Source organism: Acidovorax sp. NPDC077693 (assembly GCF_044542805.1).
Classification (GTDB): domain Bacteria; phylum Pseudomonadota; class Gammaproteobacteria; order Burkholderiales; family Burkholderiaceae_C; genus Acidovorax.
On record NZ_JBITVD010000006.1, the window covers coordinates 33,426 to 51,081 of the forward strand.

Consider the following 17,656-nt stretch of genomic DNA (forward strand, 5'->3'; position numbering starts at 1 on the left):
GCCACTCTTTGCTACCAGCGGTAAGCGACGCTGGCGGCCACCGAACGCGGCGCGCCGTAGTCGCAGCCGGTGACACCGTTGTAGCAGACCGAAGGTATGTAGCGCTTGTCAGCCAGGTTGCTCACGTTGACTGCGTAGTGCCACGGACCCTGTTCATAGCCTAGCCGCAGATCCGCCAAGGTGTAGCCTGGCACGCCGGTGCTGGCACTGGCCGCGCTGCCAGGCTTGGCGGACACGTAGCGCACGCCCGCACCCAGTGTCCAACCGGGCAGCCCCCAGTTGCCCAGCCGGTAGTCCGCCCAAAGCGAGGCCACATGGTAGGGCGACGCAAAGAACCGCCCACCGGCCTCGCCGGGCACATTGCTGCGGGCCACGCGCGCGTCGGTGTAGGTGTAGGCGGCCATCAGCTGCACGGCCTGACCGAGGCGGGTGTGCGCTTCGATTTCCAGGCCGCGCGACACCACTTCGCCGGTCTGTACGGAAAAGCCCGGCTCTACCGGATCGGGCGTGAGCACGTTCTTGCGCTTGAGCTGGTAAACGGCAGCCGACACGGAGGTATCGCGTCCTTCGGGCTGGTAGCGAACGCCGGCTTCGTACTGCAGGCCCTTGTCGGGCGCGAAGGACTTGCCCGATCGGTCGGTGCCGCCCGTAGGGTTGAACGATTGGCTGATGCTCAGGTAAGGCGCGAACCCGCTATCGGTCAGGTAGACCAGACCCGCGCGACCGGTGGTGGCGGTGTTCTTCTGCGTCTGGCCTGCGCCGTTGAAGACATCGTCGTTGCGGAAGCGGTCGTGGCGCCCGCCCACCAGCAGCACCCAGCGGCCGTCGATCTTGATCTGGTCCTGCAGGTAGACGCCGAACTGGCGCCGGTTGTCCTTCAGATGCCGCCAGGTGCTGGTGGTGAAGGGCGCGCCATAAACGGGAGCGAAGACGTCGATGGGCGCCAGCGTGCCGCGCTCGCGCACGGTGTCGTATTCGGAGCGGGCATAGTCAACGCCGCCGAGCAGCGTGTGCTGCACGGCACCGCTGCCCAAGCGGTACTGCAGGTGGGTGTCGGTGGTGAGCACAGCCGTGTGATCGTCGTGCACGCGCGACTGGCGGGCGAGCCTCTGGCGAGTCGGCCCGGCCACCCAGCCTCCGCTCAGGAAGTAGTTCGAGTCCAGGCTGGACTGAAAACGGCGCAATGCGTGGCTCAGTTGCAGGGTGTCCGATAGCGCGTGCTCGACGACGTAGCCCAGGGTGCTGATAGTGGTGTCGAAACGGTTGTAGCCCGGCTCACCAAGGTAGCGGCTGCGGGGAATCTCGCCAAGCGGGTGGTCTTGCAAAGTACCGATGATGGGCAAGGTGCCGGCATCGCTCTGCCGCGACTTCTGGTGGCTGGCCAGCAGCGTGACCGCAGTGGCCGCCGACGGGCGCCAGGTGAGCGCTGGCGCCACATAGATGCGGTCGTCCCGGCCGAAGTCGATGAAGGTGTCGCTCTTGCGTGCCAGGGCCGTGAGGCGGTAGGACCACACGCCTTCGGCGCCGATGGGGCCCGTGAGGTCGGCCGACACCTGGCGGCGCTGGTGGCTTCCCACTTCGAGATTCACTTCGCGGTAGGCCTCGCGCTGGGGCCGCTTGGTCACGGTGTTGACCACTCCGCCCGGTGCCGCGGCGCCGTAGAGGATGGACGATGGGCCTTTGAGAAACTCCACACGCTCCAGGCCATAGGGTTCCTGCTTGCCGTTGTAGATGTTGGCCATGTAGCGCATGCCGTCGCGGTAGAAGCTGCCGAACTGCATGTCGGCCTGGAAACCGCGCAGGAAGAACGAATCACCCTGGCTGGGGTTGATCGCCGCAGCCCCGGAGGCGATGCCGGCGGTGTAGCCCAGGGCGTCCTGCAGCGTCTGCGCGTGCTGGATCTGCATCTGCTGGCTGCCCACGACCGAGATCGATTGCGGCGTCTCGATCAGCGGGGTGTCCGTGCGGGTGGCGGTGGCGCTACGGGTGGCCGTGTAGCCGCGCAGCGGGCTGGTGGCCGTCTCTACCTCGGCGGCGGCGGTGACGCGCACCTGGGGAAGCGTCTTTCCCGCATCGACAGGCAGAGAGTCTTGTACTCCGGCTTTTTGCGGTGCGGCCACCAGCACATAGCCCGCCGGCGTACGGCCGATGGCGTGGCCACTGCCTCGCAGCAATTCGGAGAATCCGTCCTCCACACCGTAGCTGCCCTGCAGGCCCGGGGTGCGAAGGCCCTGCACACGCGCCGCGTCCACCGCGATCGCCACGCCCGCCTGCTGGGCAAATCGGTTGAGCGCCTCCGCCAGGGGGCCGGCGGGAATGTCGTAAGACCGCGCTGCCTGGGCGGCAGGTTGCGCCTGTACGGGCAACGCGGCCGCCGCCAGCCCGGCCAGGGCCATCTGCAGCGCCAAAGGGGCGAGCCGGGCTCTCAGAACCGGGCGTGCGGGGAGGGTGAAGAGCATAGAAGGGATTCCAGGGGTGACGTTGTTCACTGCATGACGCACGAGAACGCCACAGCGGAACCGGAAACTCCCAAAAATCCAAAAAAATCAGGACTGGACGTCTACCAGAACCAGCCAGGGAGTGAGGGTGCGCACGCGCAGCTGCGGGAAGCTGGTGAGCAGCAGTTGCAAAGCCTGGTCGGTGTCGTCCAGTGGCAGCACGGCCGAAACGCGGATGCCCTCGATGGCACTGCGGTCATAGCGGAGGTGACCGGGACGGTGGCGGGCCAGCTCGTTCAGCACCTCGGACAGCGGCCGGTCGTTGGCCACCAGCTGGTGCGCGGCCCAGGCCTGCGCGGCGCTGCGTACATCGACGGGCTGCACTGCGCCGACGCCGTGGCGGGTGATGCGCACGCGTTCGCCAGCATGCACGCGGGTACCCTCGCCGCCGGCTGGGTGGCCATCAGCCTGCTGCACTGCGACGGTAGACTCCAGCATGGTGAGTTCGGTGACCGGCCCCTCGGCCGTATCCATGCGACGCACAGCGAAACGGGTGCCCAGCGCGCGGATGCGGCCCTCGGGCGTCTCGACATCGAAGGGGCGCGGACCGGCAAGCGCCTGGCCGTCGCGGGCCACGTCCACGAGTATCTCGCCCTGCACCAATTCCACGGTGCGGCCGCCCGCACGATAGCGGACATTCACTGCACTTGCGCTGCCGAGGGTAAGGTGGCTGCCGTCGGCCAGGATGTGGGACTGCCACTGTCCCGTGGATGTTCGCAGGCCCGCCAGCAGATAGCCAGCAGGCCAAGCCTGCAGCGCGCACCAGGCCGACACGGCGAGCGCGCAGGCCATGACCACACCAACACGCCGCGCACCGCTGCGCGGGCGTGCCAAGCCGGCGCGCAAGGCGGCCTTGACAGCCTGGGTGGGCTGGGGGGAACCACCGGCACGTTCACGCACAGACCGGACCTGGCCCAGCAGGGATTCCATCTCGGCCGCGGCGGCCGCATGCCGGGGGTCCGTGGCCTTCCAGGCCTCAAAACCGCGCCGGGCCCGATCCCGCTCGTCTGCACCATCGGCCGTGAGCTGAACGATCCACTCGGCAGCCTGGCGGGCCATCTCTTCCTGAGCGACAGGATCAGGGATAGGGGTGCGCATGGATATGCCCGCGATCAGACCGGGGCACCGTTGGCACGGCACTGCAGCAGAACCTGCACCAGGTACCTGCGCACCATGCGATCGGACACACCCAGGCGTGCCGCCACACTGGCATGGCTCTCACCGTCGAGGTAATGCAGAACAAAAGCTTCTCGCGCCTTGGCTGGTGTTCCTTGCAACGCCGTGCTGATCTGCACCAGCGCCTGCACCGCCATCAGCGTGTCTTCCGGGGAGTGGTGGCCGGTTGCGGCACCCGCGGCGTGCGCCAGCTCGGCCAGGTAGGCCTGCTCGACCTGCTGGCGGCGAGCACGGTCTACGAGCAAGCGCTTGGCCGTGGTGGTGAGATAGGCGCGCGGCTCGCGCATGCCCGTCAAAGCATCGCGCGAGGCAATGATGCGCACGAAGGTGTCCTGCGCAACGTCGGCCGCGTTGTGCGTGCAGCCCATGCGCGCACGCAACCACCCAAACAGCCAGCCATGGTGCTTGCTGTACATAGCGTGCAATTCCTGCTGCAGGGCAGATTCGGCGGCTGGCATAGGGCCCGTGTCGTAACGAATGAGAATTATTCACAATTGTATCGCCATGCCCTCAACGTTATGGGGCATCTCGCAGGCCCGCCGCGAATCAAAGAAAATACGCGCTTTTGCTTTGCAACCAGACCACCGCATGACCGACACCACGCCAGCCGCCACGACCGCCACCGACCGTCCCGCACTCCCCGACCACCTGAGCGTGGACCCGCGCAGCCCGCACCACGTGGCTGCGGTGTTCCAGCATGACATCGGCATCCGCTTCAACGGCAAGGACCGCACCGATGTGGAGGAATACTGCGTCGGCGAGGGCTGGGTGAAGGTGCCTGCGGGCAAGACGGTGGACCGCAAGGGCCACCCGCTGATGATCAAGCTCAAAGGCAAGGTCGAGGCTTTCTACAAGTGACACGGGGCCCGCGCGGCTGCGCCGCGCCGGGATCTGCCGCGCGTCTTTTTTCCCCATGCCTGACGACAACGGCGCTCCCTGGGTGATCCATTGCGACGGCAGCGCCGTGCCCAACCCGGGGCGCATGGGCCTGGGTGCCGTGGTGCGTGCACCCGATGGCACGGTGGCGCAGCAGCTGTCCGAGGCCACCACCTTCACCGGCTGCAACAACGAGGCCGAGCTGCGGGCGCTGGCCCTGGCGCTGCGCTGGCTGCAAAGCCAGGGTGGCGCTGCCGGCCGCGCCGTGATGGCCTACAGCGACAACAGCGTGCTGGTGGAACAGCTGGGCACCACCAGCCCCGCCGGGAGTCCGCGGGTGCCTCCCATCGCCAGGCTGGCAGGCTTGTTCGATGAAGTGCGCGCGATGATGCAGGCCTGCGGCGATGTGAGCGTGCAGTGGATTCCACGCCATCGCAACGGTCAGGCCGATGCGCTGGCACGTGGCGCGCTGGGGTTGGCGCCGAAGCCGTCTGCGGGGCATCACACCCGCACGAAGAAGAAACGACAGAAGCGGCGGTGAGGGCGCGCCGTCTGCAAGTCCGTGCCTTGTTCCCTCTTCCCTCGGGGGAGCGAGAGGGGGAGTTCGGCGCACTGCCCCGATCAAGCACCCCCTCTCCCCGGCCCTCTCCCGCGAGGGGAGAGGGAGTGAAGAAAAGTTCCGCGTGCACGCGTTCTGTATGCGGAACCCCAGGCACCCTCAATCCAGCCCCAGCGCCTCCCGGTACGCCGTGATCCTCGGCAGCAGCACCTGGCGGCGTGCCAGGCTGTCGGGCGGCCAGTGGGCGTCGCGCTCGTAGTACTCAGGCACGGCGGGCACGTCGGGTGGCAGCACCACCCAGGGCTGCTTGGACTGGGTGTAGATGTGGATGTCGGGCGGCAGCAGGTCGGGCGCGTCCAGCGTGCCCACGCGCACAAAGGCCACCAGCGGGCCCGCGCCGGAGTAGTGGCTCCAGACCGCCACGCGGCAGTGCGGGCAGCGCGCGATCTTCTGGCCGAAGCCGCTGTCCGACGGTGTGTCCACCAGATCGACCGCGCCCACTTGCAGCGCCACGCGCTCGGTCTCGATCATGGCGTTCAGCGCAAACGACGCACCGCTCTCGCGCTGGCACCAGCGGCAGTGGCAGCAGTGCACGAACAGCGGTGCGGTGAGCATGCGGTAGCGGACATGGCGGCAGGCGCAGCCGCCTTCCAGGGGAAACAACGCAGTGTCAGGGTGTGTCATGGCGCAGCGATGAAGGGATGGCCGGGGATGGCCGGGGATGGCCGGGGATGGCCCCATTCTGGCGAAAACGCGCCACAAAATCACGCGGTCAACGCACACGCTGACACCACCGCCGCTGAGCGCCTGCGTGGCGGGTTCGAGGTGCGTACGGGCGGGGTTGGGATGGACGCATGCAGCGCGACGCCTGTCAGCCACCCGCGCGCGCCAGCAGCAGGGCCTTCTCCTGCGCGTTGCGCGTGAGGCCCGCTGCACGCTCGAATTCCGCACGCGGCGATGGCGCCCTGCAGGGCGTAGGGCCCCCAGGCAAGGCCTGCGCGCGCCAGCTGTTCGGCCTTGTCCAGGGCGGCCAGGCCCCGGCGCACCAGCAGCTGGTCCCACCGCGCGCGGTCCTGGTCCATCAGCAGCACGGGTTTGCCTTCGCCATCGGTGCGTGCGGGCAGGCGCGAGGCCTGGATCTCCAGCAGCGCCACCAGGCCCTGCACCTCGGGCTCGTCGGGCACCAGGCTGGCCAGCACGCGCACCAGGCGCTGGGCCTCACCGCACAGCGCAGGGCGCATCCAGTCGTCGCCCGCCGTGGCGGCATAGCCTTCGTTGAAGACCAGGTAGATGACTTCCAGCACCGAGGCCAGGCGCGGCGCGCGCTCGGCCTCGCCGGGTACCTCGAAGGGCACGTGGGCGGCCGACAGGCTGCGCTTGGCCCGCACGATGCGCTGCGCGACTGTGGGCTCGGGCACCAGAAACGCCCGTGCGATCTCGGCCGTGGTCAGGCCCCCCAGCAGCCGCAGCGTGAGCGCCACGCGCGCCTCGGTGGGCAGCACCGGGTGGCAGGCGGTGAAGATGAGGCGCAGCAGGTCGTCGCCGATATCGTCCTGCTGCGCGGCGACCAGCGTGTCCACCACGTCGGGCGCGTACTGGGCTTCGAGCGCCTCCAGGTCCTTGCCCAGCGCCTCGTGCTCGCGCGCCTGCAGGGCCTGCTGGCGCAGGTGGTCGATGGCGCGGCGCTTGGCCGTGGTCATGAGCCATGCCGCCGGGTTGGCGGGCAGGCCGGTGGCGGGCCAGTGCTCCAGCGCGGCCACCAGCGCATCCTGCGCCAGCTCCTCGGCCCGCCCCACGTCGCGCGTCATGCGCGCCACGCTGGCGATGATGCGGGCGGCCTCGATGCGCCAGACGGCATCGATGGTGCGGTGCAGGGCATCGGCATCGGGACTGCGGGGGTCGTGCATCGGCGGCCTCGGTGAACGCTCAGCCCAGCGCCTTGCTGGCATCCACCATGTGCACGAACTCCCAGCTGTGGCCATCGAGGTCGTCAAAACTGCGCGAGTACATGAAGCCCAGGTCCTGCCCCGGGCGGGGCGAGGTGCCGCCGGCCGCCACGGCCTTGGCCACCAGGGCGTCGACTTCTTCGCGGCTGTCGCATGAGAAGCACAGCAGCACTTCCGACGTGGTGCGCGCATCGGCGATCGCCTTGCTGGTGAAGGTCTGGTAGAAGTCCCTGACCAGCAGCATCACGAAAAGGTTCTCGCCCACCACCAGGCAGGCACCCTGTTCGTTGGTGAAGTCGGGGTTGAACTCGTAGCCCAGTGCGCGAAAGAACGCCTGCGAGCGGGCCATGTTCTCGATGGGCAGGTTCACGAAGATTTGTTGGTGCATGAGAGGCTCCTGAAGGGGTGTGAAGGTAAAGGGAAACGAAAGCTTTGGCAAAGGGGTGGCGGGTTTCACGCTGCGAGCTGGCCCAGCGCCACGGCCTGCAGGTTGTCCAGGCCGTCCTCGAAGTCCTGCCCCACCATGCGGTCCATGTTGAAGACCAGGTGCGCGATCTTGGCGAGGTAGGGCACGGGGCCCTGCATGGCCCAGGTGACGCGGGTGGCGCCCGCACCTTCGGGCTGCAGCGTGAACTCGACCTGGTTGTGGGCTTCGAAGGGCTTGACGAAGTCGAGCTTCATGCCCACGCGGTGGGGCGCCGATGCCTCCACGATCTCCATGCTGCCGGTGCCCACCTTGTCGCCCTGCCAGGCGTAGCGCGCGCCGGGGCCGGCGGTGGTGGCGCTGTACTCACCCTGGATGGCGGGGTCCTTGCGTTCGTATGGATTCCAGGTGTTGAACTGGCGCAGGTCCTGGATGAGTGCGTAGACGCGCTCGGGCGGCGCCGTGATCACACGGCTGCGTTCCACGCGGAAGGTGTCGGGGCGGGTGGCAGCGTAGGCCAGCAGCAGCGCCAGGGCGGCGAGCAGCACGAGGGCGATGGTCTTGATCATGGTGATGGCTCCGGGGCTGGCGGGTCGTGTCAGCCGCGGGCTTCGAGTTCGCGAAAGTGCTCCACGCCCTGCACGGCGGCGAAGTCCTCCATCTCGTACAGGGGGCGCACCTCGATCTCGGCCGCCAGGCCCTCGCCGCGGGGGTTGGGGAAGCGGCGCGTCCATTCCAGCGCCTCGTCGCGGTTGCGCACCTGGATCAGCGTGTACCCCGCGATGAGCTCCTTGGTCTCGGTGAACGGGCCGTCGGTGACGGTCCGTGCACCGGCGGCACCGTAGTGCACGCGCCAGCCCTGCGCGCTGGGCTTGAGGCCGCTGCCGTCCAGCAGCACGCCGGCCTGCGCCAGCTCCTCGTGGTAGCGGGCCATGGCGGCCATCAGGGGTTCGGTGGGCATGTCGCCGCGCTCGGACTCGGCGGTGGCTTTCACGATGATCATGAATCGCATGGGGTTCTCCTGGCAAGGGTTCGGGGTGCGGGCCGCAGCGAATCGCTGGCCTTCATCTGCACGACGAACGAACCTGCGCCAGATCGACACGCTGTCGGCAGATTGCGGGTTTCTACGTAGAAAAAAACTCTGCGCGCCCCTGCGCAAGGGGCTGCTGTGGCGTATCTGCCAAGCCGTGCAAATGGTTACCGGCCGCAGCCGTATGCATCGTTAGGATGCCCCGCGAGGGACCCCCACCAACAATGACCAGCGACAGCAACAACAACGACACCGAACCGACACCCCCGTGGCTGGCCAGCATTCCGCTGGAACCCAGCCACCAGACCCTGGCAGTGCTCATCGTCCACCCGGGCCGGGCGGTGGTGCCGCCCGAGGGCCTGGCCGAGGTGCTGCGTTTCTGGGCCGACGGCCGCGGAGGATGGATCGGCGCGGCCCGGGCCGCCCACGGGCTGTGGGGCTACATCGACGGGGAGGGCCGCTGGCGCGTGCCGCCCACGCTGCACAACGCCCGCAGCTTTTCCGAAGACGGCCTGGCGCGCTTTTGCGATGGCGGGCGGTGGGGCTTCATCGACCTGACCGGCGCGGTCGTCATCCCGCCCGCCTTCGACAATGCCCAGCCGTTTCGCCACGGCCTGAGCGCGGTGCAGGTGGGGCAAGATGCCTGGCGCATCATCAACCGCACCGGCCGCACCACCTGCGACGAGGTCTTTCATGAGCTGGGCGCTTTCGGTGCCAACGGCCTGGCGCGCGCCACGCTGTGGAAGAAATCCCGCAACGAGCGCACCCACGGCTTCGTTGACGGCACGGGCCGCTGGGTGATCGAGCCGCGCTTTCGCGACGCGCGGCCCTTCGGCGAGTCGGCCACGACCGCGGCCACGCTGGACGGAGACCTCTACGGCCTCATCGACGCCAAGGGCCACTGGGTGCTGCAGCCGCGCTACCCGCGCATCGACGCCTTCAACGCCGAGGGCCTGGCCTTCTTCGACGAACCCAACGCCTGGGACAACGGCCACGGCTACCTCAATGAACGCGGCAAGGTCGTGGTCAAGGGCGGGCGCCACCTCTCGCCGCGCATGGCGTGCGGCGTGGCCGCCAACAGCTACGACGGCACGAGCTTCCTCATGGCGGACGGCACGCCGCTGCCCACCCCGCCGCTGAGCTACGGCACGGATTTTTCGACCGAGAGCTGCTACGCCGTGGCTCGCACCGCCGCCGCCCGCAGCGGTGCCACCGCCCCGGCGCACTGGGGCCTGCTGCACCCCGAGGGCCGCTTCGTGCCCGCGCCCGAGCACCTGCTGGAGCCGCTGACCGATGGCGACGGCTGGATGGTGGCGCACCCGCCGGACACGCCGCTGGTGCCTTTTCTCACGCGCGACGGGCAGCTGGCCTTCATCGACGGCGAAGGGGCCATCACCTGGCGCGCCCACTACGACGGGCAGCAGGTGGCGCTGCTCGATGCAGCCGGCACACCGCTGTGGCGCAGCGGCGTGCGCGAGAACTGCTGGCCCCCGGGCCCGTTCTTCAACGCGCCGCTGACCGACCACCTCGAAAACCTGGAAACGCTGGACGGCATCGTGCCCCTGGCGCTGGACCTGCTGGCCGACGCGGAGGCGCGGCTGCACCGACTGGCCGCGGGCGATGAACTCGCGCCCGACGGGCCCGTGGACGGTGAGGACGGCGATGGCGACGACGGTGATTCCGACGAAGACCAGGAGCCCGGCCAGGTACAGGCCGACCGCACGGTGGTCGTGCGCCGCGTGATGCGCGCCTACCTGAGCGAGTCGCACAACGGGCCGTACGAATTCCTGTGCACCGACCTCAACCGCGCGGTCGACGAAGCCCGCGTGGCCATGGTGCAGCAGCTGACCGAGCGCCTGGGCGCCGCGGACCCCAACCCGGAGCACGCCGCCCCGTGGCACCGCCGGGGCGAGTACACCCAGGCCTGGCCCGTGGCGCTGGCCAAGCCGCTGCCGGGCGACAGCGGCGCGCTGCACGAAGCGCGCGAACAATGGCTCACGCTGTACAAGCACTCGGATTCCGGCGACGGCGACGTGTGGTGGGAGCTGTGGCTGATGGCCGCGCCCAGCATCGATGCGCTGCAGCTGGCGCAGCGCACCCGCACGGCAGCCCCCGCCACGCCGGCCGCGCTGCCCGCCCAGAGCGACCCACGGGAAGGCCCGGCCAGCGATGGTCCGGCGCTACCGCAGAGCCAGCCGCCCGATGACGAGCCCGACACGCCGCTGCCCCAGACCCGCGGCGACTGGCTGCGCGCCGTGCAGGACGACCGCTACGCCATCGCCCACGTGCCGGCTGAATGGCTGGACGACGCCCTGGTGGACACTGCGCTGACCGCGAACGTCGCGGCGCTGGAGTCCGTGCCCCCCGCCTGGCAAACCCCTGCGCGGCTCGCAGCCCTGGTGCGCCGCGGCCTGCGCGAGGCGGCCGACATCCCGCCCGAATGCATGACCGCCGAAGCGCTGGCGCTGGCGCGCAGCCTGTATGCCGGCCAGCCCGAGTGGGACTGGCGCGACGAACGCAACAGCCGCATCCCCACCGCATGGGACCACAACAGCCTGTGCGACGTGTGGGGCTGCCTGCTCACGCCCGAGCTGGCGCTCAAGGCCGTGCGCGCCCAGGCGCCGCTCAAGGACCTGGCGCACTGGCTGCGCACCGATGCGGTGGAGCAGGCCGCGCTGCAGGCCGACATCTACAACATCAGCTACATCGACCCGCGCAAGATAACGCCCGCACTGGCCGAGCGCGCCGTGCGGCACGACTACGGCTGCCTGATCGAACACATTCCCGCCGACATGCTCACGCCCGCGCTGTGCCTGGCGTCGGCGCGCGCCAACGGCCTGTCGCTGGACAAGATCCCTGCGCCGCTGCGCACCACCGAGGTGTGCGTGGCCGCGCTGCAGGACCGCTGGGACATGTTCCCCGCAGTGCCCGATGCGCTGCGCGAGGCGGTGACCACGCGGCTGATCGACGACGACCTCGCGCAGGCGCGCCAGGATGGCGAGCCGCGCGAAGGCAGCCACTGGCACGTGCAGCGCGCCTGGGCGCGGCTGTGGGCCGGCGACCACGAAGGCGCGGTGGCCGACGCCCGACTGGGCCAAGGCCGCGTGCGCCACGCAGAGCATGCGCACTACATCCTGGCCAGCGCCTTGCGCGCACTGGGCCGCACGCAGGAGGCGGCCCTGGAAGCCTCCACCGTGCTGTCGCTGCAGTCGCCCTACAGCGCGCAGTGGGACAGCGATGAGGACACGCGCTGGCTGCAGTCCCTGGCCCAAGCCCAAGCCCAGGCCCACGCGGCCGATGACGCCACGCTGATCGCACAGCTGGCCTCCCACCCGCGCACGCTGGCCGACGTGCCGCGCGAACGCATCACCCACGCCATGGTCGATGCCGCCCTGGCGGCCGACGAAGACACGGTGCGCTTCGTGCCCAAGCGCCTGATGACGCCCGCGCGGTACGCGGCAGCCTTGCGGCAGGGCGTGAAAGCGTTCGACCAGATACCTGCCGACATGCTGGGCGAGGACGCCTGCATTGCACATGTGCAGGACAGCGGCAGGCGCCTGGCCGAGGTGCCGCCCGCGCTGCGCACCGTGGCGGTCTGCGCCCATGCGCTGCGCGACAGCAGCAGCGCCCTGGAGCATGTGCCCGAACCCCTGCGCAGCGACGCCCAGGAAGCCGCCACACGCCTGCCGCGCGACAGGGAGGAGGATGACGACGAGGGCCCCCGATCCAGCGGAGCCGGCCACTGGCTGAGCCGCCGCCTCGTCGAGTCCGCCCTCAAGGGCCAGGACACCGCGGCACGCCGCCTGCAGCACAAGGGCATGGTGGCCGCGTTCATGGTGCAGGCCGCCGTGACCGCCCGATCCAGCGAACCGCCCACGCTGCGCGGCCTGGCCGGCTGGTTCGAGCAGCGGGCGGTGCTGGCGCTGGTGGCCAACCTGCTGCTGGGCCTGGCCGCACTGGTCGGCCACACCTTCGTGTCGGTGGCCGCCTGGCGCGCCGAAGGGCCGTGGATGGGGCTGCTCACCTTTGCACTCATGGGCTTTGCCGACGCGTACTGGGCCTGGCGCTTCCTCTTTGCCACGCCCGCCAGCGCGCCGCTGGCCGTGACTGCCATCGTGGTCGTGGTGTATGTGTTCGGGTGGAGGCGTTTGTACCGGCGTGTGGGTCTGGCGTTGGCGGCGCGGGAGGAGAAAGACTGACCCTGGCACGCTCTGTGTCCGCATATCTGGACGTGGCGCCCTGGTATGACAACGGTCAAGTAAGACATTGCAACCCGCGCGTTGGGTTACACCACCGCCCGGATAATCCTTTGCGCCCCAAGCCCCAACCGATGCTCCTATGGTCTCATTGAACAACGCGCGCACGAGAATATGGCTGACTGCAGTTTGCTTTGCAGCCAGCAGCCTGGCAGAAGTGTCAGCCCAAGGCGATCAAGCTGCCGTGGCCAGGTCAGCGGGTGACACGCACCGCTCAACGGAGGTTTTTTTACGGCCTTCGACGGCGGAAATCAGCACTCCCGCAACACTACGAGCCTACCTGCGGACCAAGGACGAGGTACACGGCAGCCGGTATGCGCAGCGAACCAACCGCTTTTGCTTCGTCAAGCAACCTCCCCGCAACGACGTGGAGGGGGACACTGCCAGCCTGTGGATGATTTGGCACGAAGGCGGGGAAATTTTAGATAGCGCTGGAAGCATTGGGCCCGGAGACGATGCGGCATTGCGGGGGCGATCTGAAGCGCTGGCCAAATCGGTCCATCTGGCCACGGACGTGGTCGAGTCCAAAGAACAAATCGCTGGCAGCACCTTTCTGATAGACCGTGCCTGGGTGGACAGCATTATCAATGCGTGCAAAACCAAGGGCCGCACTGTCAGCATTGCACCACTTCGAAGAACCAGGCACTGACTCTCGCCTGCACGGTGCGCTACATCAGGCTCGCATCACATCAAGGAACCCACGTGCCAAGCGCGCTTCTCAAATTCACGAACAACATGACTGCGCCGAGCGTACTCACGCTGGTGGAAGGCAACACGCTCAAACTGAAACTGGAGGGGATTCCCAAAGCCTATGTGCTGAAGACTCTGGTGGACCAGACGCCCATCGTGACAACGGGCGATACCAAACACAACGCACGTGCCGATAGTTGGCAATTCGAGTTCATCGCGAAGCAGGCAGGCCTGGCGCGCATCAGCATCATCTCCAGCCAGGGCTCTTCCGCACTGTCGATCTCTCCCTCTGCCATCACGATCCGGGTGGAAGCGGCCATGAAACTCCCGCCGCTCGACACCGAAGAGGGCATGCTAGTGCGGCTCCTGCTTGCGGAAAGTCGCTCTCCCGAAAAAATGGGCAGTGCCACCGCCGAGGAAGTCAAAAAGGGCATGCAGTGGATGCGCAGGGTGATCGTCAACCGGCTGCGCAGCGACAAGCCGGAGGAGTTCATGGCCCGAGGTGCCAGCGGCATTGTCGACATCGTCAAGGCCGACGACCAAGGCTCAGTGCAGTTTCACGGCTTCAATCAATATCCTCGTCTGGAAGAAGGGATCGCAAAGAACCTAGACGACTCGCTATCGATCGCCAATGACGGAACGCATCCGAAGCGCGCGGCATATGCGCAGTTCGTACAAAGCGCAATCGATGTGGCCAACGAAGCCCTGCCCATGGACCCTTCACCCAACGGCCTGTTCGCGTGGCGGACCAGACGCGCCACCTCACCCAGCGCGGAGTTCAAGCTCTTTGCGATGGCTGCAGGAAACGATTTCTACACCCACACCCGGCTGAAGAAGAAGGACTGAGCCCGCGCTTTCGGCCCGGGCGTAGAGGCAGTCGCTGTCTGCTTTTTCCATGTGCTCAAAGCTGCTCGCTCAATGCGATAAGTCCACGGCGCCAAGTGAATCCCATGAACACCCTTCACGCCAGAACCTGGCTGGCCGCAACCTGTGCTGCTCTATGCAGTGTCGCGAGCGCAGCATCAGCGGTCTCTGCCGAACAGCCTGCCGCTGCTATTCCTGAGGCAGCCATCTCCCGCCCATCGCTTGCGGAAATCAGTTCTCCTGCCGTACTTCGGGCCTATCTGCGTACCAAAGATGAAGTCCGAAACAGCCGGTATGCACAGCAAACCAACCGCTTTTGCTTTCTAAAGCTTGCGCCCCGTACTGGCTTGCAAGGTTCTAGGGGCAACATGTTGATGATCTGGCACAACGGGGGGGAAATACTCAACAGTAGAGGCCGTGTTGCTACCGGAGACGAGGCAGCGTCACTGGGACAAGCGGAGGCGCTTGCCAAGTCAGTCAATCTGGCCACCGACGTCGTCGAGTCCGAAGAGCAAATCGCCGGCAGCACTTTTTTGGTGGACCGCGCCTGGGTCGAGCGCATCGTGAGCACATGCCACAAGACCGGCCGGACCGTGACCATCACGGCTCCGCGAAAGGGCAGGCGCTGACGTCTCGATGCTGCGGGGCTTGCACGCAGCTGCTCAGGGCATTCGGCCACCAAGGCTTGGCAGCCGCGGTGGGCCGGATTTCAGCTCTCAGCCCCGTGATAACAAGGCGCCACTTCCCGCACCTCGATGGTCGCCCACTCCGCCGCGGGGCACGCCTGCGCGATGGCCACAGCCTCGTCGCGGGTGGCGCAGTCGATCAGGAAGAAGCCGCCCACCATTTCCTTCGTTTCGGCAAACGGCCCGTCCACCAGGCGCGACTGGCCGTCGCGCACCTGCAGGCGCACGGCCTGGTCGGTGGAGGCCAGTGACTCGGTGGCGCGCAGCAGGCCGCGGGCCTTGAGGCTGTCGCCAAACTCCAGCATGCGCGCATAGGCCTGCTGCCCGCCGGCCAGCCCCCGCTCGGCGCGTTGGCCGTGGGGTTCCATGATGAGCAGCATGTAGGGCATGAATGGTCTCCAGAAGATGACGATGGGGCGTGCAGCAGACTGTGCTGGCGGGAGTGCGCCATGCTAACAGCGGCAGTTTGCTATTGTTTCAGTAGCTGCTTGCGCTCATCCAGAGCGCGGTAGCAGCCTTTTTCCTTCATATTCTTGCGCACTGCAGCAAGCCTGTGCTATCTTTGGCCCCCTATGCAACGCAGCATGATCCTATCCACCCTATCGCTAAGCCTACTAGTGCTTGGCCGGGGTCTGCCTGCGTTCGCCACCGTTGCCTGACTCGCTCAGCGCAACACCTGATCTCCCCCTGACCCCGGCCCGCGAACCAGCCTTTGCACACGCAAAGGGCTGCAGGGGATGTCACACGTTTTGTTTTTTCATTCATTTCGTCTGACCCGTGCACCGCGCGTTTTTGTCTTCAGCGCACCGCACACACCGTTCGTGGAGCCTCTCATGATTGCCAAGCCCGCCACCAAGTACCAGCCCATCGCCCCGGTTGCATTGACCGACCGCCAGTGGCCCACCCGCAGCATCACCCGCGCGCCCGTGTGGCTCTCCACCGACCTGCGCGACGGCAACCAGGCGCTGTTCGAGCCGATGAACGGTGAGCGCAAGATGAAGCTCTTCCATGAGCTGGTGCGCATCGGCTTCAAGGAGATCGAAGTCGGCTTTCCGGCCGCGTCGCAGACCGACTTCGACTTCGTGCGCCGCCTCATCGACGAGGACCTGATCCCCGACGACGTGACCATCATGGTCATGACCCAGTCGCGCGAGGACCTGATCGCGCGCACGGTGGAGGCCGTCAACGGCGCCCCCCGCGCCATCGTGCACCTGTACAACGCCACCGCGCCTGCCTGGCGGCGCATCGTGTTCGGCATGAACGTGACGCAGGTGATGCAGCTGATCGCGCACCATGTGGGCTATTTGAAGCAGCTCACCGACGCGCAGCCCGCCACGCAGTGGACGCTGCAGTACTCGCCCGAGACCTTCAGCGCCACCGAGCTCGACGTGTCGCTCAAGGCCTGCCAGACAGCCATCGCGGCCTGGAACGCGGGCCCTGGCCGCCCCATCATCATCAACCTGCCCACCACGGTGGAGAACGCGACGCCCAACGTGTTCGCCGACCAGATCGAATGGATGGACCGGCGCCTCACCCCCCGCGAGCACATCACGCTCTCGGTGCACCCGCACAACGACCGCGGCACCGGCGTGGCCGCGGCAGAACTCGCGATGATGGCCGGTGCCGACCGTGTGGAAGGCTGCCTCTTTGGCAACGGCGAGCGCTGCGGCAACGTGGACATCGTGACGCTGGCGCTCAACATGTACACGCAGGGCGTGCACCCGAACCTCGATTTTTCGGACATCACCTCGGTGGCGCGCATTGCCGAGGAATGCACCTCGCTGCCCGTGCACCCACGCCACCCCTACGCGGGCGACCTGGTGTTCACCGCGTTCTCGGGCTCGCACCAGGATGCGATCAAAAAAGGCTTTGCCGCGCAGGACCCGAACGCGCTGTGGGAGGTGCCGTACCTGCCCATCGACCCTGCGGACCTGGGCCGCACTTATGACAGCGTGATCCGCGTGAACAGCCAGTCGGGCAAGGGCGGCATCGCCTTCTTGCTGGAGCGCGAACACGGCGTGGTGATGCCGCGCCGCATGCAGGTGGAGTTCAGCGCCGTGGTGCAGCGCCAGACGGACGCGAGCGAAGGCGAGATGAGCGGCGAGGCACTGTGGGACCTGTTCCAGGCCACCTACCTGCGCGCCCCGGCCCAGGCGGCCATCATCTGCCACAGCCACCGGCTCGATGAAGACGGGCAGGGCATCGAGCTTGACGTGACCATCGACGGCACGCGCCAGCATTTGCGCGGCCAGGGCAACGGGCCGATCGCGGCCACGGTGGATGCGCTCGGCCTGCCGCTGCGCGTGGACCACTACGAAGAGCGCGCCACCGGCACGGGCGCCAACGCCCAGGCGCTGGCCATCGTGGAGGCTGCGATGGAAGGCGTGGCAGGCTCCACCTTTGGCGCGGGCATGAGCCACAACATCGTGACGGCGTCGGTGCTGGCCATCGTGAGCGTGGCCAACCGGCTGGCCGAGCGGCGCCAGGGCGTGGCCGCCACGGGGACGGTGACAGCGGCGTAACCTTGTGGTTGCGGCCGTTGCAAAAAGGATAGCTGCCAGCGCTGGTCCTTCCATCGCTGGTGGCCATCCGGACCAATAGCCCCAGGCCGCGGGCGGAGTCCGGGCAGGCACCGGGGTCCATCCGTTACC

At 67.7% G+C, this 17,656-nt stretch carries 15 protein-coding genes and 1 pseudogene; 7 read left to right on the forward strand and 9 right to left on the reverse strand.

Annotated features, from left to right (window positions below; all coding sequences use genetic code 11):
- Positions 1 to 11: 11 nt before the first annotated feature.
- The 3 genes from ACIGHN_RS09565 to ACIGHN_RS09575 form a co-directional block, all read right to left on the reverse strand.
- Positions 12 to 2,459, reverse strand: coding sequence for a TonB-dependent siderophore receptor (locus ACIGHN_RS09565; protein ID WP_396504177.1), 2,448 nt, complete (start codon positions 2,457 to 2,459; stop codon positions 12 to 14).
- An 87-nt stretch (positions 2,460 to 2,546) separates the two neighbouring features.
- On the reverse strand, positions 2,547 to 3,596 hold the full coding sequence (locus tag ACIGHN_RS09570) for a FecR family protein (RefSeq protein ID WP_396504178.1): 1,050 nt from the start codon (positions 3,594 to 3,596) through the stop codon (positions 2,547 to 2,549).
- Positions 3,597 to 3,610: 14 nt separating this feature from the next.
- Complete coding sequence (locus tag ACIGHN_RS09575; protein WP_396504179.1) at positions 3,611 to 4,090, reverse strand: sigma-70 family RNA polymerase sigma factor; 480 nt, start codon at positions 4,088 to 4,090, stop codon at positions 3,611 to 3,613.
- A gap of 172 nt (positions 4,091 to 4,262) precedes the next feature.
- Between ACIGHN_RS09575 and ACIGHN_RS09580 the strand changes: the two genes are divergently transcribed.
- On the forward strand, positions 4,263 to 4,532 hold the full coding sequence (locus tag ACIGHN_RS09580) for a DUF3297 family protein (protein ID WP_396504180.1): 270 nt from the start codon (positions 4,263 to 4,265) through the stop codon (positions 4,530 to 4,532).
- 55 nt (positions 4,533 to 4,587) lie between these two features.
- A complete protein-coding gene (locus tag ACIGHN_RS09585) occupies positions 4,588 to 5,091 on the forward strand; it encodes a reverse transcriptase-like protein (protein WP_396504181.1) in 504 nt (167 codons plus the stop codon).
- A gap of 177 nt (positions 5,092 to 5,268) precedes the next feature.
- Here ACIGHN_RS09585 and ACIGHN_RS09590 read toward each other — a convergent pair whose 3' ends face one another.
- From ACIGHN_RS09590 to ACIGHN_RS09610, 5 genes and pseudogenes are all read right to left on the reverse strand, one after another.
- On the reverse strand, positions 5,269 to 5,793 hold the full coding sequence (locus ACIGHN_RS09590) for a GFA family protein (RefSeq protein WP_396504182.1): 525 nt from the start codon (positions 5,791 to 5,793) through the stop codon (positions 5,269 to 5,271).
- A 251-nt stretch (positions 5,794 to 6,044) separates the two neighbouring features.
- A pseudogene (locus ACIGHN_RS09595) lies at positions 6,045 to 7,016 on the reverse strand (RNA polymerase sigma factor); the annotation flags it as partial.
- A 19-nt stretch (positions 7,017 to 7,035) separates the two neighbouring features.
- A complete protein-coding gene (locus tag ACIGHN_RS09600) occupies positions 7,036 to 7,443 on the reverse strand; it encodes a VOC family protein (RefSeq protein ID WP_396504183.1) in 408 nt (135 codons plus the stop codon).
- A 65-nt stretch (positions 7,444 to 7,508) separates the two neighbouring features.
- Positions 7,509 to 8,048 (reverse strand): SRPBCC family protein, encoded by a 540-nt coding sequence (locus tag ACIGHN_RS09605; protein ID WP_396504184.1) that lies wholly within the window; start codon positions 8,046 to 8,048, stop codon positions 7,509 to 7,511.
- 29 nt (positions 8,049 to 8,077) lie between these two features.
- Positions 8,078 to 8,491 carry a YciI family protein gene (locus ACIGHN_RS09610; protein ID WP_056171577.1) on the reverse strand — a complete coding sequence of 138 codons (414 nt, stop codon included), beginning with the start codon at positions 8,489 to 8,491 and terminating at the stop codon, positions 8,078 to 8,080.
- A gap of 242 nt (positions 8,492 to 8,733) precedes the next feature.
- Here ACIGHN_RS09610 and ACIGHN_RS09615 point away from each other — a divergent pair, with 242 nt between their 5' ends.
- From ACIGHN_RS09615 to ACIGHN_RS09630, 4 genes are all read left to right on the forward strand, one after another.
- Positions 8,734 to 12,708, forward strand: a complete 3,975-nt coding sequence (locus tag ACIGHN_RS09615) for a WG repeat-containing protein (RefSeq protein ID WP_396504185.1) — start codon at positions 8,734 to 8,736, stop codon at positions 12,706 to 12,708.
- 139 nt (positions 12,709 to 12,847) lie between these two features.
- Positions 12,848 to 13,414 (forward strand): hypothetical protein, encoded by a 567-nt coding sequence (locus ACIGHN_RS09620; protein WP_396504186.1) that lies wholly within the window; start codon positions 12,848 to 12,850, stop codon positions 13,412 to 13,414.
- A gap of 86 nt (positions 13,415 to 13,500) precedes the next feature.
- Positions 13,501 to 14,301, forward strand: a complete 801-nt coding sequence (locus ACIGHN_RS09625) for a hypothetical protein (protein ID WP_396504187.1) — start codon at positions 13,501 to 13,503, stop codon at positions 14,299 to 14,301.
- A 104-nt stretch (positions 14,302 to 14,405) separates the two neighbouring features.
- Positions 14,406 to 14,948 (forward strand): hypothetical protein, encoded by a 543-nt coding sequence (locus ACIGHN_RS09630; RefSeq protein ID WP_396504188.1) that lies wholly within the window; start codon positions 14,406 to 14,408, stop codon positions 14,946 to 14,948.
- A gap of 80 nt (positions 14,949 to 15,028) precedes the next feature.
- Here the strand turns inward: ACIGHN_RS09630 and ACIGHN_RS09635 are convergent, their stop codons facing one another.
- Positions 15,029 to 15,394: a YciI family protein gene (locus tag ACIGHN_RS09635; protein ID WP_396504189.1), complete on the reverse strand. Its 366-nt coding sequence runs from the start codon at positions 15,392 to 15,394 to the stop codon at positions 15,029 to 15,031.
- Positions 15,395 to 15,838: 444 nt separating this feature from the next.
- On the opposite strand from ACIGHN_RS09635, the gene leuA reads away from it, so the two are divergent.
- Complete coding sequence (gene leuA, locus ACIGHN_RS09640) at positions 15,839 to 17,527, forward strand: 2-isopropylmalate synthase (RefSeq protein WP_396504190.1); 1,689 nt, start codon at positions 15,839 to 15,841, stop codon at positions 17,525 to 17,527.
- Positions 17,528 to 17,656: the final 129 nt, after the last annotated feature.